Here is a 26193-nt window from a genome sequence, read left to right on the forward strand (position 1 = left end):
GTCCTTTTTTGTGTCTTTGAAATCCTTATGGCTCTTGGGTCAAAAAATATGCAAAATGCTCGATTAAGAGATTGAAAAAGAGGACCATCAAGAAAAAATTGATCACCATCTCTTCTGCTCTGTTATTAATCCCTTTGGTCGTTGTAGGCTCCATCAATTACATGCAAACGGAAGAACATTTGAGTGAACTTGGAAAAACGAATTTGAGCAACAGTGTGGAAATGACCATTGAAATGATTAATGGCTTGGCAGAATATGTGGAAGAGGGGGAACTTTCTTTAGAAGATGCACAGGAAAAAGTAAAAGAAGCGGTTTTAGGCGTGAAGGGCGCGGATGGAACGCGTCCAATCAATGAAAATTTTGATTTGGGGGAACATGGATACATATTTATCGTTGATGAAAAAGGCACTTTGATTGCCCATCCTTCAAGCGAGGGAGAAAATCTTTGGGAGAATGAAGATTCAAACGGTGTTAAATTCATACAAGATATCATCAAAACAGGCCAATCCGGCGGGGGATTTGTCTATTATGATTATCCTTTGATCGGAAATGAAAGCCGGATCGAAGAAAAAGCGGCTTATTCAAAGGCGGATGAACATTGGGGTTGGGTAATTTGTGCCAGTACATATATGATGGATTTTAATAAACCGGCGGAAGAAATTTTCATGTTTAATATGATAACGCTATTGGCTGCGGTGGTTATCGGTTTTATCGTCATTTGGGGATTTGCGAATAGCATTTCAAAACCGATTCAAATGGTTACTGAAAGAATGAATTTGCTTGCGAATGCAGATTTAAGTCATGAACCGTTGAAGCTCAAGTCGCAGGATGAAACGGGGCAATTGGCAACGGCATTGAATAACATGCAAGAGAAACTGAAAGGGATGATCAGACAAATTGCGAAAAACGCTGAACTTTTATCGAGCAGCAGTGAAGAATTGACCCATGCAGCCAGTGAAGTGAAACTTGGTGCGGGCCAGATTGTTACCACGATGGAAGAACTCGCCCAAGGAGCTGAAAAGCAAGCGGATAACGCAAGTGATTTATCATCGATCGCGGCAAACTTTGCGGAAACTTCCCAAGAGGCAAGCGAACATGGAGGACGTGTGCAAAGAAGGGCGGAAAAAATACTATCGTTAACAAACGAAGGAAGCGAGTTAATGGAGTCTTCCTCAAAACAAATGCAAACAATCGACCATATTGTGCGCGAATCCGTAGACAAGGTCAATCAACTGCATAAACAAGTACAGGAAATTTCCCAGTTGGTGATTGTTATTAGGGATATTGCAGAACAAACCAATTTATTGTCTTTGAATGCCGCGATAGAAGCGGCCAGAGCAGGGGAACATGGAAAGGGCTTTGCAATCGTTGCGGAAGAGGTGCGGAAACTTGCCGAACAAGTGGCTTTATCAGTGACGGATATCACTGAGATTGTAAGCAATATTCAAAATGAATTCAGCATGGTAACAGCCTCTTTGACGGAAGGGTATAAAGAGGTTGAAGAAGGCTCAGCCCAAATCCAAACAACCCATGAAACATTTATGAACATTCAGGGGGCATTAAAAGAAATGGTCGACAGCATTGTAGCTGTGGCGGAAAATTTATCAACGATTGCAGCGGACAGTCAAGAAATGAGCGGTTCCATTCAAGAAATTGCGGCCATCTCTGAGGAAGCGGCTGCCGGAATTGAAGAAACGACAGCGGCATCAGAGGAGACAAGCAGTTCCATGGAAGAAATTTCTGCAAGTGCTGAACAACTGTCCATCCTTGCCGAAGAATTGAATCAAATGGTCCAACAATTTAAATTGTGATGAAAAAGCAGCCCGTGCAAGCACAGGGCTGCTTTCTTATGTCAGAAGAATAAAAAGCCGATGCTGATAATCACTCCTGTAAAAATCAGAACAAACACACAGAATCCCATAATGTCTTTCGCTTTTAAGCCGGCAATGGCAAGAGCCGGCAATGCCCAGAAAGGCTGGATCATATTCGTCCAGGCATCTCCCCAGGCGATGGCCATCGCCGTCTTTGCATAATCGGCCCCCATTACTTGGGCCGCTTCCAGCATGATCGGCGCCTGAACTGCCCATTGGCCACCGCCGGAAGGGATAAAGAAGTTGACTAAACCGGCGGAAAAGAATGTAAATAAATAAAACGTCGTTTCGTTGGAAATGGCAATAAACCATTCGGAAAAGACTGCCGCAAGTCCGGAATTTGTCATCATGCCCATAATGCCTGCATAAAACGGAAATTGGAATACGATGCCGCTTGCGGTTTTAATGGCATTTTGGGTGGCGGCAAGGAAACGCTGAGGCGTTCCATGCAAAATGATCCCCAAGATGACAAATATGGTATTTACGATGTTTAAATCAAGGGCAAACCCTTTTGTGGCAAAATGATAAATGAGATAAGCCACACCGATGATGCCGATTAAAATGGTTAAAATATAGCTTCTTTCGGAACGGGAAGCAAACGTGTTTTCAGGCGGCGGGAGTTTTTGCTCTTCCTCAGCCAATAACGCTGGATCCACTTCCACTACATCTTCTTCTTTCGGCATCATCCAACGGTTGAAGAATGGAAGCGTAAAGAGAATCACGAGTACAATAAATAGATTGTATGGAGTGAAAAGGGTTCCGGAAGTCGGAACCACACCCATGATTTCTTCAAAAGGATGTCCTTCCGTTGCAACAGAAAGCGGGATAGATCCTGCAAGTCCACCGTGCCAAATAATAAATCCTGAATAGGCACTGGCAATTAATAACCGGTAATCCACTTTTTTCACATGTCGGGCAATTTCTTTTGCGAAGATGGCACCGATGACTAAACCGAAGCCCCAGTTGATCCAGCAGGCAATTAATGAAATGAATGTGACCAAAATGATGGCCGCCCCGGGGGACTTGATTTTGCTTGCGACAGCGGTCAAAAATTTCTTAAATAAAGGGCTGTTCGCTAAAACGTGGCCGGCCGTCAAAACAATGACCATTTGCATTGTAAAGGCCAACAAACCCCAGAATCCATCTCCCCAGTAGATCACCATCTCAAGGGGGGAAGATGGTGTGAGTCCAATGCCCAGCAGTACAACAAGTACTGTTAATATTGCTACAAAAATATATGGATCCGGTAAATATTTTTCCATTATAGTGTTTGATAGTCTTGTTAAAAATTTCATATGTTCCTGATCCTCCTGATTTTCTGAAAGCTTGTATATTTCATAGATACGAGGAATCAGGTAAAAATATGATTTTTTATTACTATTTTTATTATAAAAATAGTAATAAAATAATAGATTTCCCGTTTTGCAAATAAAATATCAACCTCCAAAAAAGAAAAAGTGATTGATGCTCTCAATCACTATCCTTTTCTTCCATGTCTTTTAGTTTCTCTTTTTCCGCCTTTTTCCGTTCGCGAATTCCTTTAAAGAAATGGGTTAACAGGGAGCCGCATTCATCGGCCAATACACCCTCCGTCACATCGCATTCGTGGTTGAAACGAGGGTCGTTTAATAAGCGGTATAGAGAATCGACACATCCGGCCTTCGGGTCACGGGCACCGTATACAACCCGGGGAATTCTTGATTGTAAGATGGCTCCTGCGCACATGGGACAAGGCTCCAACGTCACATATAATGTGGTTTCTTCCAACCGCCAGCTTCCCAAAACTTTGCAGGCTTCTTGTATGGCCATAAGCTCTGCGTGGGTGACAGCATTTTGAGTCGATTCTCTTAAATTATGGGAACGGGCAATGATTTTGTCCTGATAAACTATCACAGCACCAATGGGAACTTCGCCGAGGGCTTCCGCTTTTTTTGCTTCGATCATCGCTTCTCTCATAAAAAATTGATCTTTTTCGTGTAATGCCACTTTCCTCTCTCCTTCGGTGTAAGTGTAACATGAAACCTCCCAATTTCTCCATATTGGTATTGAATAGCAGGAAAATTTATAATTCTGTTACATGGACTACACATTCATTCGATATAATGAAAGAAAAAGGAGAAGGTGACATATTTGCGTGTAGCAGTTTATTGCGGATCGTCTTCGGGGAAATCACCGATTTATGAGGAAGCGGCCATTGAACTAGGGAAAGCATTGGCAAAGAAAAAATATGGCGTTGTTTATGGCGGTTCCACCCAAGGATTGATGGGGAAAGTGGCGGATGCGGCTCTTTCCGAAGGCGGGGAAGTCATTGGAGTGATGCCAAAACAGTTGATGAATAAAAAAGAAAAATTACATACAGGATTGACGGAACTATATATCGTTGATTCCATGCATACCCGAAAGAAGAAAATGTCGGATCTTTCCCATGCATTTGTCGCGTTGCCGGGTGGTTGCGGAACGTTGGATGAATATTTTGAAGCTTTTACTTGGGCGCAAATCGGCATCCATTCAAAACCGGTCATTTTATACAACGTCAACGGCTTTTATGATGCCCTTATACAACATTTTGAAAAGATGATGGAAGAAGGATTTTTGAGAGAACATCAGCATAGTCTGTTTCAGGCAGTGACAACGGTGGAAGAATTGCTCTTTATTTTGGATGGCTTGAACGAAGCATTGAAGGAAGGCAATTGATATTTTTTAATAGTTATAGAAAAGCGGGCTGTCTGGAAGGTGGGCAGCCTGTTTTTCTTTTCATTCTTATCTTTCCGTTGGAGGGTTGGAAAAGGAAATATTGATTGTACGAAATCGCTCTGAATTGTAAGATATTTTAAATATGGGAAATTGTACGAGGTGAGAGAAGGATGAGCTGGTTATTGCAATGGGTATTGCCGAATGAGGTGAACCAAATTGATGATTTATACCGGGTTGATATTGAAGAATCGATACATCAATTGGAAGCATTTGCATTGGCGCACCAGAATGAAATAAAGAAAGTTTATATTTGGGTACGTCTTCATCGCCCTTTTTCCATCCGGCAACAAATGGAGTTTGAGGAACGATGGGAAAAAGAATTGCGAAAGAAAATCCACCAGAATGTGGAATTGATTGTGCTCGACAGAAAAAAAGGAAAATGGTTTGAGAATGAACTTATTGAAGTCAATCGCGAGATCCATAGGATTTGCATTGAAGAACCCTTTGAGGAAATGGTATTGATTTCAAGAGGAGAACATTCCCAATTGCAACAGGCTGTCCTTATCGGAGGAATCAAGACTTTTGCGAACCGTTTCTGTTTGATGTTGCAAGATCAAGCAACAGGGGAACTGATCAGACAACAATTCCATGATTCCCCATATAAAAAGTCCTGGCTTCAATTATTCCAACATTTAATCCATGATTACAATTACGTTGGAGCTTTAAAATTAATGGAAGGACTTGAAAAAAACGATCGAACGCGGTTTATTAAATATCTTTTGGAAGTCCAGCTGTTACGGCAAAATTTCAATTTTGAAAAAGCCTTGGAAAAATTTATGGAAGCCAAGAAAATACATCCAGCTTCCAATTTACGGTTGTTGGAGATGGAACTGATCCTGCAATGTTTAAACGGCGAGCAGGGGGAACAGAAAAAAGAACTGGAACAGATTCAGGAACTGTATCGACATATTAAAGCCCTTCTTTTAAAAGGGGATTATCCTGCGTTTTTGGTCCGATTTTATCGTGCAAGGGAAGCGGTATTACGATATATCGTCAAGTATGGTCCTGATGAAAAAATCGACATTCCCAGAGCTTCTTCCATTTATCAGTTCATCAATCAAGTGGAGGAACTGTATGAAGAGGGGAAAATCAATCGGTATTTCGGTGTCTATTTTTACATAAAAAGTTCCAATGTGGCCAATGCGCTGAATGTCCGCAATAAAAGTTTCATCGGACATAATCGCAAATCAATTTCAAAAAATGCCATCTTCCATGAATATTACGGTTCAAAAAATATTAAAATTCCCCAAGCAACAGAGCGGTTTTTGGGAGATACTCGCATCATGCTCCGTGATTTGGGCGGTGCATTGGATGATAATTTGGAAGCAATGAATCTGTATCTGATCGAATTGATGTTCAGTGCGGCACGGGAAGGGGCTGTAAAAGTTGATTAAAACCATATGGATCATCCCTCCGGCAAAAGGAGAAATCAATTTAGAGAAATTTTGGGAGAATGTGATTTCCGATGAGGAAATGATCATGATTCATTCCTCGATGGAAACGGCAAACATACCGGATGTTGAAAACATTCGGCTTCATGGAGAAACGCTTCAAGAAAAATTGGACGATTTGGAAGAATATCTGGAAAACCTGGCAATGCAGGCAAAGAAAATTCGGCTGATCGTGGAACCCCATGGAAATGTGTTGACGGATGCTGCCGTTCATTTTTGCATGACCCATTTTCCGTTAAAAACGGAGATGAGAATGAAGCAGGAGATATGGAGAAACTCCGATATCCATGGGGAAGGTGAGGAAATCTATCAACTGGTCCATCATTTAATTTATTTGAATAAATATCAAATTGCGGAGTTGATTTTAAAGAATTACTCAGGCGACAACGATCTTTTCCATTTGCTCCAGTTTGGCCAACATCTGCTCAACGGCAATGCAACTTTTATCGATTCCCACAATGAATTATTCTATTTCAATTTATTGCAAAGGGTATTAAAAAGCATTGATCATGACAAGGAAGAATTGCAATTCATCCATGTGATGAAGGGACTGGCCAGTGGCAAGCAACGTCCGTTCATTTACTTTTTGCAAAATTATTGCAAGCAAATGTATAAAACAGAAGAGTTGATTGATTTCATTGTGCTTTATTACCGGCTGGCCGAGGAATCGTTATTATTTGCCATGGGATGGGATGTGAATGACAGCAATTATTATTGGGTGCGGAAAAACGCGAAGAGAAGCGTCCCTTTTAAACGGCCGATATCCCGTCACTTTTACAGTTATTTAAAAATCATTTTGGAAAAGGCTAAAGAAAATCCAAGAAATAAATATTATCAAGAGTTGGTGCGGGACTTCACCCAAGATTGGCTGATCGGTTTAATCGATTTGCGCCATGAAGGGATCAGCGGCCATGGATTCAGGCATTTCAGCAAGGAATTGTTTGAGGAGATTGCTTCGGGAGACCCCATTGAAAAGATGAATGAGTTGCTTGGACGCTATGGATTGTATGCAACCCATGATCTGTTCGAATTGCTCCAAAAAGCGATACTTGCCATGGCGAGAAATTCATTGATGGGAACAAGCAGCCGCCAATAAAAGCGGATGAAGAATAGTGGGGATTTTTTTCAGACTTTCCCGGGAGCAATGAGACAAAAAAAGATTTTCTTTTTAAATTTTAACGAAGGAAATTGAAAATTATATGGAAAAAGGAAACTTTATCCTATAATATAGAATTGTTGAAATATTTAGTGAATTCAAAGGGGTTATGTTGAAATGTCAAACTTAGTCGAACGATTTTTAGCGGTGCCAACTACAGCCATTTCTGATGCGACAGGAGGACATACAAATTTAGATGCAAACATTAAGCCGTTGAGCGACCATTATAAAATTGCTGGACGAGCTGTTACAGTCCGATTGCCGGATGGGGAGAATAAAGCGGTGCTTGAAGCCATCAGCATTGCAAAAAAAGGGGATATTCTCGTAATTGATGCGAAAGGAAATACCAACCGGGCCGTGGCAGGAGATTTTGTCGCTTCTCTTGCAAAGGGATTAGGAATCCAAGGGTTTGTTGTGAATGGTGTAATCCGTGATATTGCTGCGATGCGTGAACTGGATTTCCCGATTTTCGCTTTAGGGACAACAGTCGCAAGCGGAAATAAACACGGCGGTGGAAAAGTGAATGTTCCGATTGCCATCGGCGGCGTCAGCGTCCAACCAGGAGACTTTATTGTCGGGGATGTGGACGGGGTCGTTGTCATTCCGCAAGGGGAAGAAGAAGAAATTTTGAAAAAAGCGGAAGAAAAAATGGCGAAAGATGAAGCAAGAGAAAAAGAGGCTTTGGCCAATGGAGAAGAATCCATCCGCAAATATCTTGAGAAAGCTTTGGCAAAATAAAAACTGAATAGAAAGTTTGATCCTTTCCATTCAGCCGATATAAATAAAACCGTTTATATTCCAGGATGGTTATAAAATGATTTGAAGGAGGTTGGGACAAAACCCCCTCTAAAATGGAAACAGCCCATGAAATTTTGGAATAAAATTTCATGGGCTGTTCTTCATTTTTTCAATAAAAATAAGGACATCTTCTGTTAAAATTTAAGTATCCAACCCCAAAAATTTTAACGAAAGAAGTGTCCTTATGTTTAAATATTATAACATGAATCAATTAGTTTTGCCTTTAGATTTAGAAATAAAATTACAAGAAAATGATATTGCCTTCCACATCCACCATTTAGTTGAAAGTATTCCAGATGAAGCCTTCCAGCCGTTTCTTCGAAATACAGGTTGTCCTGCTTATCATCCACGCATGATGCTAAAAATTATTTTGTGTGCCTATTCGCAGTCTGTCTTTTCAGGTCGAAAAATTGAAGCGCTATTAAAGGACAGTATACGAATGATGTGGTTGGCACAAGGATATGAACCAAGTTATCGGACGATCAATCGTTTTCGTGTGCATCCGGAAGTAAAAGAATTAATTCGTCAATGTTTTGTCCAATTCCGTTGCCAACTGGTGGAAGAAAAGTTAATCGATCAAGAAGCCATTTTTATCGATGGTACGAAGATTGAAGCGAATGCCAATAAATTTACTTTCGTATGGAAGAAATCCATTGAAAAATACAACCAAAGCTTAATTGAAAAATCCAATCAGCTCTACAACGAACTGTTAGAGAAGGAAATCATCCCTGAAATGGAGCGGGAAAATGAGGGAGAACTGTCCGTTGAAGAACTCGCTCAAATGGTGCAACAAGTCGATGAAGTGATTACGGAATATGACCAAAAGATAGAAGCATCGCCCGATGCCACAGAACGAAAAGCATTAAGAAGCGAACGGAAATATCCGAAGCGAGTGTACAAACAGTTGATTGACTTGATTTTACGTAAACAAAAGTATCAAAAAGACTTCGAAATCTTGGGTGAACGGAATAGTTATTCCAAAACAGACTTAGATGCGACGTTCATGCGAATGAAAGACGACTATATGAAAAACGGTCAATTGAAGGCTGGATACAACGTACAAATCGCAACAGAAGGTCAATACGCACTAGCTTATAGCATCTTTCCAAATCCTACTGATACACGTACATTAATTCCGTTCTTGAATAAGATAGAAAAGGATTATTTTCCGTTGCCAAAGTATATTGTCGCAGATGCTGGTTATGGTAGTGAACAAAACTATGAAGACATCCTTTCGAATCGAAAATGTGAGGCACTCATTCCATATACCATGTATGAGAAAGAACAAAAGAAGAAATATAAACAAAATCCATTTCATCCAGACAATTGGATGTACGACGAAGAAAGTGATACCTACATTTGTCCAAATCAGCAGCGAGTAACCTTCCGTTATCGTTCTGTACGTACAGATAAGACTGGTTTCAAACGAGAATTGAAAATCTATGAATGTGAAAACTGTTCAGGATGTCCATTTCGTTCATCATGCACAAAAGCAAAGGAAGGCAATCACCGAAAGGTCATGGTGAATGAAAAATGGGAACAACAAAAAGAATATGTAAGAGCGAAGCTTTCAGAAGAAAAAGCTGGTTCTATTTTCCGTCAACGTAAAATAGACGTAGAACCAGTTTTTGGATTCTTGAAGGCTAATTTGCGTTTCACTCGATTTTCCGTTCGAGGAAAATCGAAAGTGGAAAATGAAATGGGCATTGCCTTAATGGCCGTGAATTTACGGAAATACACGGCCAACAAAGATCAACTGACCAAAAATAATGGAGAGAAATGGAAAAAGGAGAATTTAAGTTGGCTCAAATTCTCCTTTTTCCTATTTTGAAGCTAGTTTTGTCCCAGCCTCTTTTTATGCTTGAAATCAACTTTATTTTGCTAATTCGGTTACATATTCATTCATCTGATTCTCATCAAATCGGCGTTCCCATTTTGACATAACAATCGCCGCCAAAGAGTTACCAACAACGTTTACAGCTGTACGTGCCATGTCGAGGATACGGTCGATACCGGCGATAAAGGCAAGCCCTTCCAATGGAATTCCTACAGAGCCCAAAGTTGCAAGTAGAACGACGAAAGATACGCCCGGCACTCCCGCAATTCCTTTGGAAGTCACCATCAATACAAGCACTAACGTAATTTGTTCAACAATGGACAAATCGATTCCGTACAACTGGGCAATGAAAATCGCGGCAATGGATTGATATAATGTAGAACCGTCCAAATTAAATGAATATCCTGTTGGAATGACGAAGGATGTAATATCCTTTGGACAGCCAAAACGTTCCATTTTTTGCATAATGCGCGGCAATACCGTTTCGGAACTGGATGTGGAGTAAGCCAAGATCAGCTCGTCCTTTAGCACTTTAATTACTTGGAAAATATTCACATTGACAATTTTCGCTGTAACGCCCAATACGACGATGACAAAGAAAATCATCGCTGCATAAACGACAATTACCAATTTTCCAAGCGGAATCAAGGATGCCAATCCAAATTTTGAAACGGTTACAGCCATTAAACCGAATACCCCGAATGGAGCGAATTTCATCACAAGGTTTGTCACCCAGAACATGGCGTCAGCCACACCTTGTGCGACGGCAAGAACCGGTTTTCCCCGTTCTCCAATTGCTGCAACACCTAAACCGAACAATACGGAGAAGAAGATGACGGATAACATGTCACCTTGAGCCATGGAATCAATGAAGTTTGTCGGTACAATTCCTACGATGGTATCGATGAAACCTCCATCATGTTCAACTTGTTCAGTGGTTTCCACATAGGATGAAATATCCGTTTGCTCCAATTGATTCATATCGATGCCTTCGCCCGGTTTAAACACGTTTGTGATCAGTAAACCGAGGATGATGGCAATGGTCGTGATAATTTCAAAATATATCAATGTTTTACCGCCAAGACGGCCGAGTTGTTTCAAATCGCCAGTGCCGGCAACTCCGACAATAAGCGTCGAAACGATGATTGGCACAACAATCATTTTAATCAAGTTCAAAAAGATGGTGCCAAGTGGTTTCAAATATGTTTCGACTGCTGGATTTCCATAAAATACAGCCCCTACAACAATCCCCAATACTAACGCGATCAAAATCTGTGCCGCTAAACTGAGTTTGAATTTTCTTTTCAAAAGATTCCCCCCCTGTTTAAGTAAAAAAATACGAGTTTATAATAATCAGACACTTACAAAATCCGACAAAATCCGAGAAAAATTTTTTTTAATTTGTTTTACTTGCGATATCTGCAAACAACACTTGGATGAATTTTTTTATGTTAATTTTTACTTTTCTTTCTTCATTATTTTTGATTTGACTCATCAATTTCCGTATTTCTGTAAATTCAAAATAGCGGGGGGCATAATATTCAAACTCGGAATTTGTATAATCCACCAAACCTAAATTGGCCAAATTGATCATTGCAGCCAAAATCGTGCGGCGTATACGCTGTTCAATCGATTTGCTTTCTTTTATGATTTCGTCTGGGGTTGTTTTTGTCAGTTTTGCAACCCGTTCATATAATTCTTTTAATGGAGGAAGGGGAGTATTTTTTTGTCTATCCATCATCAACAATTCAATAATTTTAGTGATATCTTCGCTTCCCACTTCCCCGATGATGCCCATATCATTCAGGATGCTTAAAACATGGTCGCGGGTGGATTTTTTTGATTGATGGATATTCGGTGTTTCAATATTTGAAAGGGACTCACGTATAGCGGAAATGGAGTTTTTTAACCGGTATTGTTCCTCCGTTTTTCTCAAAACCATCTCCACTTCCACTTTATTGATGGGTTTATGGATAAAAAATTCAATCCCCTTTTCGTAAGCTTGGGCAACCATATCTTTATTGACCACTTGGGAGATCATGATGAATTTTCCATCGTAATGGTATTCACGGAGCTGTTCGATTGTTGCCAAACCGTCCAATTTCGGCATCAACAGATCAATGATGACAAAGTCCGGCTGCATCACGAGAATTTGGTTTATCGCTTCTTCCCCATTGGAAGCTTCTCCAATAACCGTTCCGAGTTGACTATCTTCAATGATTTGGGAGAGCATGGCACGGCTTGCCCGATCGTCATCCACTATAAAATATCTCATCTTTAGACCCCTTCTTATAAATTGTTAATCGGAATTTTTATTGAAAATACGGTTGTTTCATTGCTTTCCACATGAATGGTTCCGTTGAATTTATCGACGATTGCTTGCACATGGGATAAGCCGATCCCCGTTGAAGGTACTCCTTGGCGGTTAAATTTTGTCGTAAATCCCGGGTCGAAAATGACAGGGATCAAATTTTTTGAAATTCCTGCTCCTGTATCTTCCACGGTGATGGTTGCAAAATCTTTCGAAGTATTGATGGAGATACGGATTGTCCCTTCCTTTTCAATCGCTTCCACGGCATTCGCGACTAGATTATTCATGAGCGCCAGTAATGGAATGTGTTCTTTCGTACGGAAATCATGATTGCAAGAAATGGCAATTTCAATCTTTTTGTTTAGCATTTCACTGTATTTTTCATTTGCTTCTTTTACATATTGAAGCAATTCTGAGATGAAATAAGCATCCAATTGTTCCATATTCAGTATTTTGGCGAGACCTGCATAAATCCGTTGTTCATCTTTTTTTACTTCGTGAATTTCTTGGGCAATGGACAGGGCTTTCATGCTCAACATTGGGTCGATCTTTTTTAATTGGTCATACAAACTGTAACTATCCGCGGTAATTTGTTCGATTTCATTCATCGATTTTTTTAAATATAATGCTTCGACGTATAGAGTGGAGATGAAATTTAATAATTGCTGCACTTGCCTTTTTTGTTCCTTTACCGTAATGGAACTATAAATGCCCACGACAAAGAAACTTCGGATGAAGGCAACAAGAAGCAACAATACAATTTCTTTCATCGTCAATGGAATGTTGGTTATAAATAAAGAAGTTGCCAATTGTTCAACCGAATTGCTCGCAAATTCAATAATGGTGACCAAACTGGCCAACAGGAACGGTTTCGATTTAAGCTGTTCAAGTTTGATCATGTATAAACCGAAAGCAAATAAAATATAAAACAGACCGGCTGGCAAGTGTGTAAGAATGGCATTTGTAAAAGCGCTTTCAAAAAAGGCAACGTCCAAGATTGTGCGGAACAATACAATGACGATTCCGGTAATGAAGCCGGTATGAATCAGCGGTAAAGGAAGAATTAATACCGCCAATAAAAACATGACGGTTCCCAATCCGAAGCGGAATGGAGCTCCCTCATAAGGTATGACTTTCACTTCACTGGCGATGGCGGTTACAATGGCAACAGCGAAGATCAACAAAACATCATGCCGTTTGATGATGGATTTTGATTGTTCCATTTTAGACTCCTTGAATAAATGGTTCTTTCCCTATTCTAATCGAAAATAAAAGGAAAATAAAAAGTAATCATTCATTGCTTGCATGAAAAAAACCACTACTGTTTTCAGTAGTGGTTGAGCTTTCTTCGTATGGTGGAGGAAGAGGGATTCGAACCCCCGCGCGGTTTGACCCGCCTGTCGGTTTTCAAGACCGATCCCTTCAGCCAGACTTGGGTATTCCTCCATTTCGACAAAAAGTAATGTATCATAATTTTTCTTACAAGTCAATATTCAAAATTTATAAAATTGAAGGATGGATAGGATGATAAAGGCAGTTTGTGTTATTAATTGAAGAATCGCCAGAACAAAACATTGCAAATTCTCATTTAAATGAGGTATACTAATTTATGCCGTGCTAGGTGGGGAGGTAGCGGTGCCCTGTAACTCGCAATCCGCTCAAGCGAGACTGAATTCCTTTTTGAGGCTGTGTGCATGTAGGGTTTGCCTCTTGCACGTAGCGTTGAAGGTTGGGTCCCGCGCAATGGGTAGCCATGAACCATGTCAGGTCCGGAAGGAAGCAGCATTAAGTGGTTTCACCCATGTGCCGTGGGGTAGCCTGACCCGAGCTGGCGACAAGAGTAGCACCTATGTGCCTCAGTCGAGAAAAGGTGCACGGCATTATTGATTAAAGAATCGAGTGCCGTACAGGCTTTTTTTATAATAAAATAAAAAAGGTTTTTTGAAATAACTGTAGAAATTCAAATTAAATTGGATTTCTACAGTTTTTTTATTTGTTCCAGGGATAATAGCGGTAATAAGAAATCCATAGCGAACAATTTCTTAATAGATTATTAAAAATTTCTTATTTTTTCTAATTTTAGGAACTATACGATTAAATAAACGTACTAATTTATAAAGGAGAAGTAAAGGAGATGTGAACGGGTGTACAGAAATATTTTTGTTTTAATGACGTTGGTCTTTTTAACCTTTTTTATTCATATTGATACAGCTCGCGCTGCGCCCCAATTGGAAGTGAAGGCCGAAATTGGGGTCAATAATACCGTCAAATTATATCAACCATTGCCGTTAAAATTAACCATCACGAATAACGGAAGCGCCTTTTCCGGCGATATGGTCATTGATGCGGCTGTCACTTATTCAGCCGGATCTGCCCAAGTATTTCCGTTAGATTTGGCGGAAGGGGAAACAAAAACATTATCGATTTATTTGGATGGTTTTTCTGACGATTATATTTATCGCACACAAAACGAACCACTCTTCACTTTCTATGAAGGTGGAATCGAAAAGGGGAAAGCAATCGATTTTTCAGGGGATAAAAATCCACGTTTTCGATATTTCCATGACGGGGATACCGCTTTTATTTTCACCTATACAGAAAATAGCGACCGTTTGGCGGCCCTATTGCGTTTAAGCCAATATGTGCCGAACTACAATATTGAAATTTTCAACCTGAACCAAATTTCCGGTTATGAGTTCCCTTCGGATGTAAAAGGGTTTGCAATGGCGGATTTATTCGTTGTGGATGAGATGAACATTGCTGATTTATCGGAAGAGGAACAACGGGCGATTTTTGAATGGGTCAAAAAGGGAGGAATCCTTCTCGTCGGGGCATCGGAGCAAATCGAGCGTTCCATGGGAATATTCGGCGAATATCTTCCTTTACAATTGTCCAATGAAAAAGCCGTTGTTACAAAAGAAGCATTGGGCACATTGTCCAAAGGCGGCCTCTTTACGGAAAATATTGAAGTGTTTCAGGCAACCGAACGGGAAGGGAGCAAAAGAATCCTTGCTGATGGGGATACCGTTCTCGCTTCTTCCGTTGATTTAGGAAAAGGGAAAATTATTCAGACGACTTTTTCGTTGGGGGATCAGCCCCTTTCCACGATGGATGGATACGGGAAATTGTTAAACGAAATTTTGGATGTCCAAACGAGTTTATTAGGTTGGATCAGCGGGGATTATTTGGACTCATTATCTTATGAAGTCAGAAATTTCAACGAATTATTCCCTTACTTCCAAGTGAATACCGTATTGATCATCGTCACAATCATCCTTTATATGTTCATTGTTGGACCGATTTTATATTTCCTATTGAAAAAGATGGACAAAAGGGAACATGCATGGTGGGTGATCCCGGCACTTTCGATTGTGCTCACTTTATTGATGTTCATTGTTGGTGCCAAAGACCGCATCATGCAGTCGCAAATTAATCAGTCCGCTTTTTATAAAGTGGATGGAAACGATCTGTCGGGATATTATGTGGAGTCCATTTTAACGAACCGGGGCGGGGATTTTGTTTTGTCGATGGATGAAAATACCTCCGCTTTTGCAACGGTTGATTATAGTGTGGCCAATACGGGAAGGTTGCATGAGAAAGCTTATACAAAAAATCAGGGGAATGGCTCAAGCATTCATTTGAGAAATTTGAATTATTGGTCTGTGCAATCGGTTATTGGGGAAACAAATATCCCGGATGCCGGAAATTTTGAAATTGATTTAACCGTGAAAGATTCCGGAATTGAAGGAACAGTAAAAAATAATTTCCCATTTGTGATAAAAGATGCAACCATTTGGACCGGTTCCCGGAAAATCGAAATCGGGGATATCGAGCCGAATGAAACCGTGCAAGTCTCAAAACAGCTGAACAGCACCATTTTATTAAAACCGGTTGCCCCTTCAAACTACTGGTTTGAACCGAAAAAAGCGGATGAATTAATTCCGAAAAGGATCGATCAATTAAATTACCAGGCTATCAATCTGATTGATGAAAATCAACCGGCATTGGTCGGCTGGGTGGAAGAATCGCTTGTCGGCATCCAATTGGAAGGCAGTGCCGAAGTGAGTCCAATCGCGGTCATCATTCAAACGTTCCAACCGAAGATGGAAATCAATGGGGAATTTTCAATCAATGACAGCATGATGGAAACATGGGTGTATCCTGTGAATGAGGGCTATGCTGAACTGGTTGATGAGCAAACAAAAGAATGGAGCATAAGCCCTGGAGAGTATGAATATCGAATCCAAGTTCCGGAAGAAATTTATAAACATAATTTCCAATTGACTCAAATAAAGATAAAAAATCATGAGAAGGACAGTATAGCCATGTCCATTTGGAACAATTCGACAAATCAATATGAAGCCATTACCGGTCAGGAACACGAAATAAAAGAAAAGATTGACCAATACATTTCTGAAGGCCGGGAAATTTTGATATTGCTGCAAGTCGGCGCGAATGCCGATGAATCGCTGATGCATATACCGTCTGTTGAAGTTAAGGGGGTGGCAAAAGAATGATTGAAATTCAAAATCTCACAAAAATGTTTGGCAATTTCAAAGCGCTTGATGGTTTGAATATGACGGTTGAAGAAGGAGTTGTTTTCGGTTTTGTCGGTGCCAATGGGGCAGGAAAAACCACAACCTTCTCCATCCTTGCCACCCTTCTTTCGCCGACATCAGGGGATGCGTTCATTAATGGCAAAAGCGTTGTGAAAGAACCTCAGGAAGTGCGGAGATTGATAGGCTACATGCCTGACTTTTTCGGCGTGTACGACCAGTTGAAAACCGATGAATATTTAGATTTTTATGGCGCCTGTTACGGGCTTACGGAAAAAGAGAGAAAAGTGCTCATACCGCAGCTTTTGGAGCTTGTGAATTTGTCGGATAAGCGGTATGAGTATGTGGATTTATTATCCCGGGGGATGAAACAACGGCTATGTTTGGCGCGCTCGCTCATCCATGATCCAAAAGTTTTGATTTTGGATGAACCCGCTTCCGGTTTGGATCCGCGGGCGAGGGTAGAAATGCGGGAAATCATCAAGCAGCTAAAACAAATGGGAAAAACCATCCTGATTTCATCCCATATTCTTCCTGAACTTGCGGAGATGTGTGATGAAATAGGCGTCATCGATCGCGGCAAGTTGATTACCCAAGGCAGTGTTGCAACGATTCAGGCCCAATTGCAAGGCGATAAGCATATATCGGTGAAAGTATTGGACGAAATTGAAAAGACGGTGAAGTTTTTGGAGGAAGATCCGTTTATTTCATCCATTGAAGTCTTGGAAGGAAATAATGAAATCACTTTTGTTTATAAAGGATCTGCAGAGGAACAAATGAAATTATTGAGAAAAGCGGTTTCCGCGGGACTTTCCATCTATGCTTTCATGGAGGAGCAAAAAGATTTGGAAGATGTTTATATGGCGATTACGAAAGGAGCGGATGCGAAATGAAAGGACTGATATTGAATCCCGTATTGCTGAAGGAACTGAAATTGCGTTTCCGCGCCTTTAAAAGCTTTTCCGGTTTGATGTTTTATTTGGCGTCATTGATCATATTTGTGTCCGGCTTCCTGCTTGTATTCACTGAATTTTCGGTGTCCGGCTTTTTTAGACCGAGCGACAGTTTTACGATGTTTGTCGTACTTTCCGTATTGCAAATGGCCCTTGTCATGTTCATTACTCCGGGGCTAACCGCCGGAGCAATCAGTACAGAGCGGGAAAAACAAACATTAAATATTTTGCTGACAACAACCCAAACGTCGTCGCAAATTATTGTCGGAAAGTTGCTGTCGTCCGTGGCATTCCTTATTTTAATGCTGATTGCCGGGCTACCGCTTTATAGCATCGTGTTTCTGTTTGGAGGCGTATCTCCATGGCAATTCGTCACCATGTTTTTCTTTTATTTGGTGACGCTCATTGCCATTGGCAGCATCGGCATCATGTTCTCCACGATTACGAAAAGAACGATTGTTTCCATGATTGCAACCTACGGGTCAATGATCTTTTTGGGGGCTATTACCTTATTCTTCTTTTTCATTGGCTACTCATTGGAGATGATGGTCACAAATCAAAACGCCCAAAATCTGACGCCATTTTCGCCGATTTCCTATTTCTGGGCATGTATCAATCCGGGCGTACTGATTGCCACTTTGCTCTCCCCGGACATAAAGAATGGATTGCAGGAAATGGTGGGAATCAGTTTTCCAAATTGGATTGTATATTTAATCTTTTATGTGCTGATCACTGTGGTATGTTTAACCATCGCCATTCGCAAATTGCGGGCAAATATGAAAACCAATCGCTAAGGAGTGAGAAAGATGGATCGTCAAAAACAGTTGATGAACTATGTAAAGCGGGCACAACGAAGCTTGAATGCCGAAAAACTGCTGCCTATGTTGCAATACGGGATTTTCCTGTCATTAATATCCGGTTTGGCGATCCTCATCGTTTCTCGCTTCTTTGTTTTTGCCTATTACGATGAAACGGCTTTGATGATTGCCTGCGCGGCGTTTGTTGCAACGGTCGGATATATGTGGTTCAAGCGCGTTCGCACAAAAGAAGCGCTGAGAAAGTTGGACGCTTTTTATCCATATAACGAGCTTGTCACGGCTTTTTCTTTTAAACAGGATGAACACCCATTGGCAGATTCCATCCTGAATAAAGCGGTCAATGAGTCGGAAGAAGCCTATGAACGGTTTAAAAAACGCAAGAAACATTATTGGCGGCCAAAAACGTTGGTGGGTATATTAATCGCCGCCATTATAACGGGGACTTTGTTGATTTTTCCTTCAGAAACGCAGCAGGATGCGCAAGTGGCTGAAAAAGAAAAGGAAGTCATCCGGGAAATTGAAAAGGAAGTAGCCAAACTGGAGAAAAAAGCCCAATCGGAAGATGCGAAAAAAGAAATGAAAGAGCTGCTTGAAAAGTTGAAAGAAGTGGAAACTTCCGAACAAGCCCTGCGTGAAGTGGTGAAAAAGCAAAAGGAATTGAACCTGCAAGAACAAAAGCTGCAAGATAAGAAACTGGCTGAAAATGGAGAAGGAGCAGGGTTGACGGATGAAGAAGTGCAGAAGCTGAAAGATATTGCGGAAATCAAGAATGCGCTTGCGAAAAGTGCATCCGGCACTCAGACGGCTTTAAGCAAACTGGGAAAGCCGATCAGCATTGATCTGCAAAACACCATCAGCAAAATGGCTGAATCTCAAAACGGCACAACCAGCGGAAAAACTTCCAACAATCCGAGCGGGACAGGAAATAACCAACAGCAAAATAACGGTCAGACAGGTCAAGGAAGTACCGGTTCCGGCAACAATCAGGGCCAAGGAAACAACGGCTCCGGCAACAATCAAGGGCAAGGAAGGACCGGATCCGGAAGTGGTCAAGGACAAGGAAGCGGCAGCGGGACAAGTGGCCAAGGACAGGGCGGCGGTTCCGGATCTGGTGGACAAGGAGGCGGAGCATCAGCTGGGAGCGGTGCCGGAACAGGAATGGGAGGCCGCAGCCTGCTCTCCATCCCTTCTGAACGGGTGGGAGAAAGCGGCGGTCCTACTGTAGACGGCGGTCCATTAGGTGAAGGGGACTCTGCGGGAGAACAAAAAGGAACGGTTCCGGTGACGAAAGGAACGGTACGGCCATATGAAGAAGTGGTCGGACAATATGAAGAGCGGTACATGCAAAGTACAAAACGTCTACAATTGCCGAGGGATTTACAAAATGTCGTGGAGTCGTATTTTTCATCGATTCAGTCTGAGGAGTAGGGGGAATTCGTTTGTTTAGTGAACAACAATATGCGGAAATGGCCGAACAATTGCAGCGGGTAAGGGAAGAAATCGGCAAGTTCATTGTCGGCCAGGAAGAGGCCATCGAATATACGCTGTTTTCCATCTTAGCGGATGGCCACGCCTTATTGGAAGGCTTGCCAGGCATGGGGAAAACGATGTTGATTCGGACGATTTCAAAGGTATTGGATTTATCTTTTTCCCGCATTCAATTTACGCCGGATTTGATGCCTGCCGATATTACAGGGACAAATATCATTCAGCGCACCGAAAGCGGCATGCAGCAATTTGAATTTCAGCCGGGCCCGATTTTCAGCCAAATGGTGTTGGCCGATGAAATCAACCGGGCGACGCCGAAAACCCAGAGCGCCTTATTGGAAGCGATGGGGGAAAAGACGGTGACGATTTTGGGCGATACAAAGCCTATGGCGAAACCGTTTTTCGTATTGGCGACGCAAAACCCGATTGAAATGGAAGGAACCTATCCTTTGCCAGAGGCGCAAATGGACCGATTTTTATGCAAAATATTGGTACCTTATCCTGGCAAAGAAGAGTTGATCGAAATTGTTAAACGGACAACCGGTTCGCAAAATGTGCAGTTGGAAAAAGTGATGGATGCGGAGCGGTTGATTGTTGCGCAGCAAATGGTCAAGGAAGTATTGGTGGCCGATGAAATGCTGGAATATGCAGCTGATTTGGTGGTGGCCACCCATCCGAAAGAGGACGGCGCCCTTCCGTTTGTGAAGCAATACGTCATGTACGGAAGCGGGCCAAGGGGATTCCAAAGCATCATTAAACTTGCGAAAGCGCGGGCAGTGTATAACGGAAGATTCCATGTAGCCATTGCGGATATTAAAGCTGTGGCCAAGCCGGCATTGCGCCATCGGATTCTATTGAATTATGAAGGGGAAGCAACAGGAAAAACGACAGACGCGTTAATTGAAGAAATTTTAAATGAGATTCCTCAAGGAGCTTCATCATGAGTCATTTCATTCTGCCGGATGATTTAATTGCAAAATTGGGGCGCTTATCGGTTGCCACATCTTCCAAATTGAGGGGACACCATAAAGGTTCCCATCGCTCCTCGCGTATCGGTTCATCCCTTGATTTTTCCGACTATCGGGAATATGCCTTGGGGGATGACGTGCGGCAAGTGGACTGGAATGTCTACGCAAGAACGGAAAAATATTTTATTAAGCGTTTTTTGGATGAACAAGAAATGAGGGTCCATATTTTGCTGGATTCTTCCCGCTCGATGGGGGAGGGGAAAAAGTGGCTGTTTGCAAGGCAGATTGCCTGTGCTTTAGGCTTTATGGTCTTGAACCGGGACGACCGGCTTTCCTTTTCCACATTAGAAGAAAATACGTTTTTCAGAAAAAAAGGGGCCGCTTATCGGAAAGCCTACTTGCAAATGGTGACAAACATGCAGGAGGCAAACATTAAAGGCAGTTTTGCCCGAAATGGTATAAAGGCCATTCCAAAAGACTGCACCGTCCTTTTTGTTGTGACGGACGGTTTGGAGCCTCTGGAAGAATGGGAACATTTTTTCCGCAAGCTCCCCCGCTTTTCAGGGGATGTCCGGTGCATTCAAATTGTGACGGAAGAAGAATTGCATCCAACCTTTACCGGAGATGTTCGGCTGATTGATGCAGAAAGCGATGAAGAACTGAATGTTTCGATGTCGAATAAGGTGCTGGAGCAGTATCAAAAAGAACGGGATGAGCATGAGAAAGCATTTTATGCCATCTGTAACCGTTTTGGCATTAAAACCATCCAATTAGTTGCGGAAGACGGGATTCAGCGGGCCATTTTTCATCAACTATTAAAGAATCGGTGGGTACAGTGAGGTGATACACTTTGGGTTTTAGTCAAACCTTCTTTCTATGGGCGATAATTTTCCCAATCATTGTTCTTTTATATTATTTCTTTCGGAAAAAATATAAAAAACAAGAAGTATCTTCCACCCTTTTTTGGGAACAAGTGATGCAAGAAACCAAAGTATCACCTTACTTAAAACATTTGCAGCGGAATGCGTTGTTTTATTTCCAAATGTTGGCGCTGCTCTTATTCGTCCTTGCACTGATGAATCCATATGTCAAAACGAAGGAAATCAGCGGTGAGCAAGTAATCTGGATTGTTGATACATCTGCGACAATGCTTGCGGGAAAAGAAAAAACGATATTTGAGAAACATCGGGATGAAATGCGTTCTCTCGTCAAATCGGTGGGTGAAAGGCCTTTAACCATCATTACAACCGGAAGTGAACCAAAGGCGGTTCTCCGGCAAGAAACCAATGCGCGGCAAATTGAAAAAGCCATCGATGAATTGGCTGTTACCTATGAAGAAGAGCAGTTAACGAAAGCGATTGATATGGCTAATGCCTTTGTGGGGAATACGCCAACAACGATTTATTTATTTACGGACGCCGTTTCCCGTACAGAATTGCCGATTGAAAGCGAACAGGTGAAATGGGTTGTAAAGGGGGCCGATGCAAAATTTGAGAATGTATCCGTTACCCGTTTGGCTGCAACGAACGTAAATGGTGAAACTCTTGCTTTATTGCAGCTGAAAAACGAAACGGAAGAAAATCAAACCGTGCGCCTCTCTTTTTCCGATGGAGATGGCAAGGAACTTTTGGAAAAAACGATTACGTTGCAACCAAAAGAAGAATGGATCAACACTTTTGAATCATTGCCTGAAAGTGATGTGCTCAATGCAGCAATTCAAGTCAACGATGATTATGAAGCGGACAATTCGATCATGACCATCGTTGGAAGCGATCCGTATGAAATTGCGATAGGGCAAGATATGCATAAATTGGTGCAAGTGGGATTCCAATCGTTGGGCGTAGATGTGAAATCTGTTCCGGAACAACAATTGAAGTCGTTGAAGGGAACCATTGTCGTGACGAATCAAACAGAACTTCTCGAACGGGTTGAACCGATCATATTGATTGGACGTGATGACGAGATAGAAAGCGAAGTAAGTGGAAAAGTGGAAGTTTCCCAAGATGAACTGTTTGCCTTCAGCTCATTGGAAGATGTATATGTAGGCGCCGTTTATCCTCCTTTTGAAAACTTTGAAACGATTGCCAAGGTGGATGGCCATCCGCTGATCCAACGGTCGCCGAAAGGGGATATCGTGATTTTGACGGATATCCAATCAACCGATTGGCCTCTACATCCTTCGTTCCCTTTATTTTTATGGAGTGTCCAAAATGAGCTGACGGAAGGGAAAGGTTCATTAGGCATATTCACACCAAATGAACAACGGGCCGTATCGTTGGTTCCGGGCGATTGGTCCATTTACACCGCGGATGGAAAATACGTGTCTTCCTTTGAACGGTCGCAGGAGTTTCGGGCGCCGGCAAAGCCTGGATATTATGTTGCACGTTCTGAGCATGAAGAAAAACCGTTTATTGTTCAATTGCCGAAGACGGAACGGACGATTCAGGAAGGGGACAGTTTTGAGTTGGGTAATGTCAAAGGCGGACAGGAGGAAGTAAGGAATGAATCCCTGGCGCGATGGATTGTGCCCGTCATTTTATTATTGCTCATCATAGAGTGGGAGGTGCAAAGAAGACGTGGATTTGCGAATTGATTATCCAATATTCCTGCTTTTGCTCATACCACTCTTGGCATATTTTATTTGGACGTGGCGGCATCACCGTGCGGTTTTGAAGAAAGAACATAAAATCGTTTTCGTTATCCGCATCATTGCTGTGACCATGCTTGTTTTCGCCGTTGCCTCCCCCTATTTACTTTTGCCGGTAAAAGAGGAGCAAGTATTGTTCCTGATTGACCGTTCCGCTTCGATGGCCGGCACGGAAGAAGAAGTGCTGGATTTCATTGAAGAAAGTTTGGAATCGAAGAAAGACAACCACTTGGTGGGAATCTATTCCTTCGCATCAAATTTTCAAACGGAAGCAATCCTTTCCAAAACATTGGAACATGCCCCAAAATTAAGTGAAATGGACGAAGTGGACGAAACGAACATCGAACAAGCCTTACAGCTTTCGTCGGGCATCGTTGACAAGGACAAGGCTGCACGTATCGTACTTCTGACGGATGGATTGCAAACAAAAGGGGAAGCACTGGAAAGCATAGCGAAAATGGCCGGTTCAAAAATTTCCGTTGATGTTGTCCCGCTCAGCAGAGATGTTGCTCACGATGTCGCCGTTCGGAGTTTTACGACGCCTCAAGTGTCCTATCAAGGGGAAGAACAGCCATTGACGGCGGAAATTGAGTCGACGAAAGATACAACCGGTGAGTTATTGTTGTATGAAAATGATCAGCTTATTCACAGGGAAAAGGTTCAGCTGCAAGAAGGAAAAAATGTGTTTACGTACCGCCATAAAGGAAGCAAGGAAGGTTTAGTGAAATACGAAGCGTCCATTCAAACGGACGAAGATGCGATTTTGGAAAATAATAAATTGACAAGCGTAACCATTGTCCAAAGCGCTCCCCGGCTGCTGATTGTGAGCAATCGGGAGGAAGGGTCGCCAATCGCCGATTTTTTGAACCCTTCTTCCATTCAGTTTGATGAAGTGGCTGCCGAAGAATTGCCAAGTTCCTTATCCAGCATCTTGAAGTATAACGCCATCATTTTTGACAATGTCCCCGGCCATCTTGTCGGGGAAGCGAAAATGGGCGTCATCGAACAGGCGGTGAAGAACTTTGGCGTAGGCTTTATGATGGTCGGCGGTGAAAACAGTTTCGGCCTTGGAGGATATTTTAAAACGCCGATTGAACGCCTGTTGCCGGTTGAAATGGAAGTGCAGGGGGAACATCAATTGCCATCTTTGGGCCTTGTTCTAGTCATTGACCGTTCCGGCAGTATGGCCGGAATGAAGATGGAACTGGCAAGGGAAGCTGCTGTTCGCTCTGTGGAATTGCTCCGGAACGGGGATACGTTCGGGCTTATCGCTTTCGACTCCGAACCATGGGAGCTCATTGAAACAAGCCCGTTAAAAAATAAAGAAGAAGTCATCGAAACGATCTTATCTATACCGCCGGGAGGGGGCACCAATATATATCCTGCCCTTTCATTGGCCTATGGAAATTTGTCGCATTTAAAATTACAGCGAAAACATATTATTCTGTTGACCGATGGACAGTCGGTCGCATCCGGAAGTTATGAAGCTCTCATCGAAGACGGAAAGGACAATCTAGTTACATTGTCAACGGTTGCCATCGGGGAGGATGCAGATCGGCGTTTACTGGAAAGTTTGAGTGAACTGGCCGGCGGTAGATTTTATGACGTGTCGGATGCAACAACGATTCCATCAATTTTATCCCGGGAGACGGCGATGATTTCCCGGACATATATTGAAGATCACCCTTTTTATCCGGTTATTTACCGCTCGGAAGGATGGAATCCATTGTTTGAAGAGGGCGTTCCACAAATGAATGCCTATATTGCCACAACGGCAAAAGCGGCATCCCATGTGATTGCGGAAAGCGAAAAGGAAGATCCGGTGCTTGTGGAATGGCAATATGGCTTAGGGCGGACCATTGCGTTTACATCCGATTCAACGGGTGCCTGGACAGGCGATTGGGCTCGTTGGGACAAATGGGTGGATTTTTGGCATACAGCCGTTTCCAGATTATTGCCGAATTATAATGAAATTGCGTACGACATCAAAATGGATCGGGACGGCTCGTTCGTCATTACGGATCCAACAAATCAAGCAGCCTTTATCGATGTGGCAGCCGTTGATGAACTTGGAAATGAGTTAGAAGTCCAATTGGAGCCGGTTTCGGCAAGTAAAGTCCGGGCAGTGGTGGATGCAAAACCGGGACTTGTGTTTTTCAGCATTTCCAAAGGGGACGATGTCTATCAAGCAGGATTGACGGTGCCGTATAGCGCGGAATATGATTTGCAGCCGGCGGACAAAGAACTGCTGAAAGAAATGGCTGAAAAAACCGGCGGAAAACTTATTGAAGAGCCGCAAGAAGTGTTCCGGGCCTTCAAAGACCAGGGTGCAACGCGTCAAAGTATTTCCACGATTCTCCTGTTTGCCAGCTTGTTGTTTTTCTTTATTGATATAACCCTTCGACGATTTGGCTGGTCTTTCTTCAAGCAGGTGGCGCAGCCAAAGAAAGATTCGCCGGATCGTGAAATTTCGGAAGAAGAAACGAACGTGGCTCAAATTTTAAAAGGGATGAAGAAAAAATAGATTTGGGATGGTGCCATGGAGAGGTGGCACCATCTTTTTCAATCATCCTTTGTTACCGCTT

Annotated in this window: 19 protein-coding genes, 1 tRNA gene and 1 other RNA gene; 15 read left to right on the forward strand and 6 right to left on the reverse strand. The window is 42.3% G+C overall.

The window, feature by feature from the left end:
* Positions 1 to 62: 62 nt before the first annotated feature.
* Positions 63 to 1811, forward strand: coding sequence for a cache domain-containing protein (locus NST13_RS12215; RefSeq protein WP_342581854.1), 1749 nt, complete (start codon positions 63 to 65; stop codon positions 1809 to 1811).
* Between the two features lie 41 nt (positions 1812 to 1852).
* Here NST13_RS12215 and NST13_RS12220 read toward each other — a convergent pair whose 3' ends face one another.
* A complete protein-coding gene (locus tag NST13_RS12220) occupies positions 1853 to 3166 on the reverse strand; it encodes a short-chain fatty acid transporter (RefSeq protein WP_342470737.1) in 1314 nt (437 codons plus the stop codon).
* Positions 3167 to 3341: 175 nt separating this feature from the next.
* Complete coding sequence (tadA, locus tag NST13_RS12225; RefSeq protein WP_342580688.1) at positions 3342 to 3857, reverse strand: tRNA adenosine(34) deaminase TadA; 516 nt, start codon at positions 3855 to 3857, stop codon at positions 3342 to 3344.
* Between the two features lie 144 nt (positions 3858 to 4001).
* On the opposite strand from tadA, the gene NST13_RS12230 reads away from it, so the two are divergent.
* The 5 genes from NST13_RS12230 to NST13_RS12250 all read left to right on the forward strand — a co-directional run bounded on the left by NST13_RS12230 (position 4002) and on the right by NST13_RS12250 (position 9861).
* Complete coding sequence (locus NST13_RS12230; protein ID WP_342580689.1) at positions 4002 to 4565, forward strand: TIGR00730 family Rossman fold protein; 564 nt, start codon at positions 4002 to 4004, stop codon at positions 4563 to 4565.
* Positions 4566 to 4735: 170 nt separating this feature from the next.
* Complete coding sequence (locus NST13_RS12235) at positions 4736 to 6019, forward strand: hypothetical protein (RefSeq protein WP_342580690.1); 1284 nt, start codon at positions 4736 to 4738, stop codon at positions 6017 to 6019.
* Entirely contained in the window at positions 6012 to 7172 is a 1161-nt protein-coding gene (locus NST13_RS12240) for a hypothetical protein (protein ID WP_342470733.1), read from the forward strand. Before NST13_RS12235 ends, NST13_RS12240 begins: the two co-directional genes overlap by 8 nt.
* A gap of 177 nt (positions 7173 to 7349) precedes the next feature.
* Positions 7350 to 7970, forward strand: a complete 621-nt coding sequence (locus NST13_RS12245; RefSeq protein WP_342580691.1) for an RraA family protein — start codon at positions 7350 to 7352, stop codon at positions 7968 to 7970.
* Positions 7971 to 8214: 244 nt separating this feature from the next.
* Positions 8215 to 9861 (forward strand): IS1182 family transposase, encoded by a 1647-nt coding sequence (locus NST13_RS12250; RefSeq protein ID WP_342468967.1) that lies wholly within the window; start codon positions 8215 to 8217, stop codon positions 9859 to 9861.
* Between the two features lie 42 nt (positions 9862 to 9903).
* On the opposite strand, the gene gltP is transcribed toward NST13_RS12250, so the two are convergent.
* The 4 genes from gltP to NST13_RS12270 form a co-directional block, all read right to left on the reverse strand.
* Complete coding sequence (gltP, locus tag NST13_RS12255) at positions 9904 to 11175, reverse strand: glutamate/aspartate:proton symporter GltP (protein WP_342580692.1); 1272 nt, start codon at positions 11173 to 11175, stop codon at positions 9904 to 9906.
* A gap of 88 nt (positions 11176 to 11263) precedes the next feature.
* Complete coding sequence (locus NST13_RS12260) at positions 11264 to 12142, reverse strand: response regulator (protein WP_342470730.1); 879 nt, start codon at positions 12140 to 12142, stop codon at positions 11264 to 11266.
* 14 nt (positions 12143 to 12156) lie between these two features.
* Positions 12157 to 13401: an ATP-binding protein gene (locus NST13_RS12265; protein ID WP_342580693.1), complete on the reverse strand. Its 1245-nt coding sequence runs from the start codon at positions 13399 to 13401 to the stop codon at positions 12157 to 12159.
* A gap of 130 nt (positions 13402 to 13531) precedes the next feature.
* Positions 13532 to 13624 (reverse strand) — tRNA-Ser (locus NST13_RS12270).
* Positions 13625 to 13790: 166 nt separating this feature from the next.
* On the opposite strand from NST13_RS12270, the gene ffs reads away from it, so the two are divergent.
* The 9 genes from ffs to NST13_RS12315 all read left to right on the forward strand — a co-directional run bounded on the left by ffs (position 13791) and on the right by NST13_RS12315 (position 26132).
* An RNA gene (gene ffs, locus NST13_RS12275) (signal recognition particle sRNA large type) lies at positions 13791 to 14056 on the forward strand.
* Between the two features lie 266 nt (positions 14057 to 14322).
* Complete coding sequence (locus NST13_RS12280; RefSeq protein WP_342580694.1) at positions 14323 to 16695, forward strand: hypothetical protein; 2373 nt, start codon at positions 14323 to 14325, stop codon at positions 16693 to 16695.
* Positions 16692 to 17627, forward strand: coding sequence for an ABC transporter ATP-binding protein (locus NST13_RS12285; RefSeq protein ID WP_342470727.1), 936 nt, complete (start codon positions 16692 to 16694; stop codon positions 17625 to 17627). The genes NST13_RS12280 and NST13_RS12285 overlap by 4 nt, the downstream gene beginning before the upstream one ends.
* The gene (locus NST13_RS12290; protein ID WP_342470726.1) at positions 17624 to 18481 is read left to right on the forward strand and encodes an ABC transporter permease subunit; all 858 of its coding nucleotides are present in this window, start codon (positions 17624 to 17626) and stop codon (positions 18479 to 18481) included. The genes NST13_RS12285 and NST13_RS12290 overlap by 4 nt, the downstream gene beginning before the upstream one ends.
* 12 nt (positions 18482 to 18493) lie before the next feature.
* A complete protein-coding gene (locus NST13_RS12295) occupies positions 18494 to 19933 on the forward strand; it encodes a hypothetical protein (RefSeq protein WP_342580695.1) in 1440 nt (479 codons plus the stop codon).
* A gap of 38 nt (positions 19934 to 19971) precedes the next feature.
* Entirely contained in the window at positions 19972 to 20937 is a 966-nt protein-coding gene (locus tag NST13_RS12300) for a MoxR family ATPase (RefSeq protein WP_342471207.1), read from the forward strand.
* Entirely contained in the window at positions 20934 to 21800 is an 867-nt protein-coding gene (locus NST13_RS12305) for a DUF58 domain-containing protein (RefSeq protein WP_342470724.1), read from the forward strand. Before NST13_RS12300 ends, NST13_RS12305 begins: the two co-directional genes overlap by 4 nt.
* 11 nt (positions 21801 to 21811) lie before the next feature.
* Positions 21812 to 23554 (forward strand): BatA and WFA domain-containing protein, encoded by a 1743-nt coding sequence (locus NST13_RS12310; RefSeq protein ID WP_342470723.1) that lies wholly within the window; start codon positions 21812 to 21814, stop codon positions 23552 to 23554.
* Positions 23538 to 26132: a VWA domain-containing protein gene (locus tag NST13_RS12315; protein ID WP_342580696.1), complete on the forward strand. Its 2595-nt coding sequence runs from the start codon at positions 23538 to 23540 to the stop codon at positions 26130 to 26132. The genes NST13_RS12310 and NST13_RS12315 overlap by 17 nt, the downstream gene beginning before the upstream one ends.
* Positions 26133 to 26193: the final 61 nt, after the last annotated feature.

It is taken from the genome of Ureibacillus sp. FSL W7-1570, assembly GCF_038593265.1.
Taxonomy (GTDB): domain Bacteria; phylum Bacillota; class Bacilli; order Bacillales_A; family Planococcaceae; genus Ureibacillus; species Ureibacillus suwonensis.

Coding starts and splice junctions, on each gene's coding strand:
- NST13_RS12220 (WP_342470737.1), bottom strand. CDS start 3,166: ATGAAATTTTTAACAAGACTATCAAACACTATAATGGAAAAATATTTA.
- NST13_RS12235 (WP_342580690.1), top strand. CDS start 4,736: ATGAGCTGGTTATTGCAATGGGTATTGCCGAATGAGGTGAACCAAATT.
- NST13_RS12245 (WP_342580691.1), top strand. CDS start 7,350: ATGTCAAACTTAGTCGAACGATTTTTAGCGGTGCCAACTACAGCCATT.
- NST13_RS12250 (WP_342468967.1), top strand. CDS start 8,215: ATGTTTAAATATTATAACATGAATCAATTAGTTTTGCCTTTAGATTTA.
- NST13_RS12260 (WP_342470730.1), bottom strand. CDS start 12,142: ATGAGATATTTTATAGTGGATGACGATCGGGCAAGCCGTGCCATGCTC.
- NST13_RS12265 (WP_342580693.1), bottom strand. CDS start 13,401: ATGGAACAATCAAAATCCATCATCAAACGGCATGATGTTTTGTTGATC.
- NST13_RS12285 (WP_342470727.1), top strand. CDS start 16,692: ATGATTGAAATTCAAAATCTCACAAAAATGTTTGGCAATTTCAAAGCG.
- NST13_RS12290 (WP_342470726.1), top strand. CDS start 17,624: ATGAAAGGACTGATATTGAATCCCGTATTGCTGAAGGAACTGAAATTG.
- NST13_RS12295 (WP_342580695.1), top strand. CDS start 18,494: ATGGATCGTCAAAAACAGTTGATGAACTATGTAAAGCGGGCACAACGA.
- NST13_RS12300 (WP_342471207.1), top strand. CDS start 19,972: ATGGCCGAACAATTGCAGCGGGTAAGGGAAGAAATCGGCAAGTTCATT.
- NST13_RS12305 (WP_342470724.1), top strand. CDS start 20,934: ATGAGTCATTTCATTCTGCCGGATGATTTAATTGCAAAATTGGGGCGC.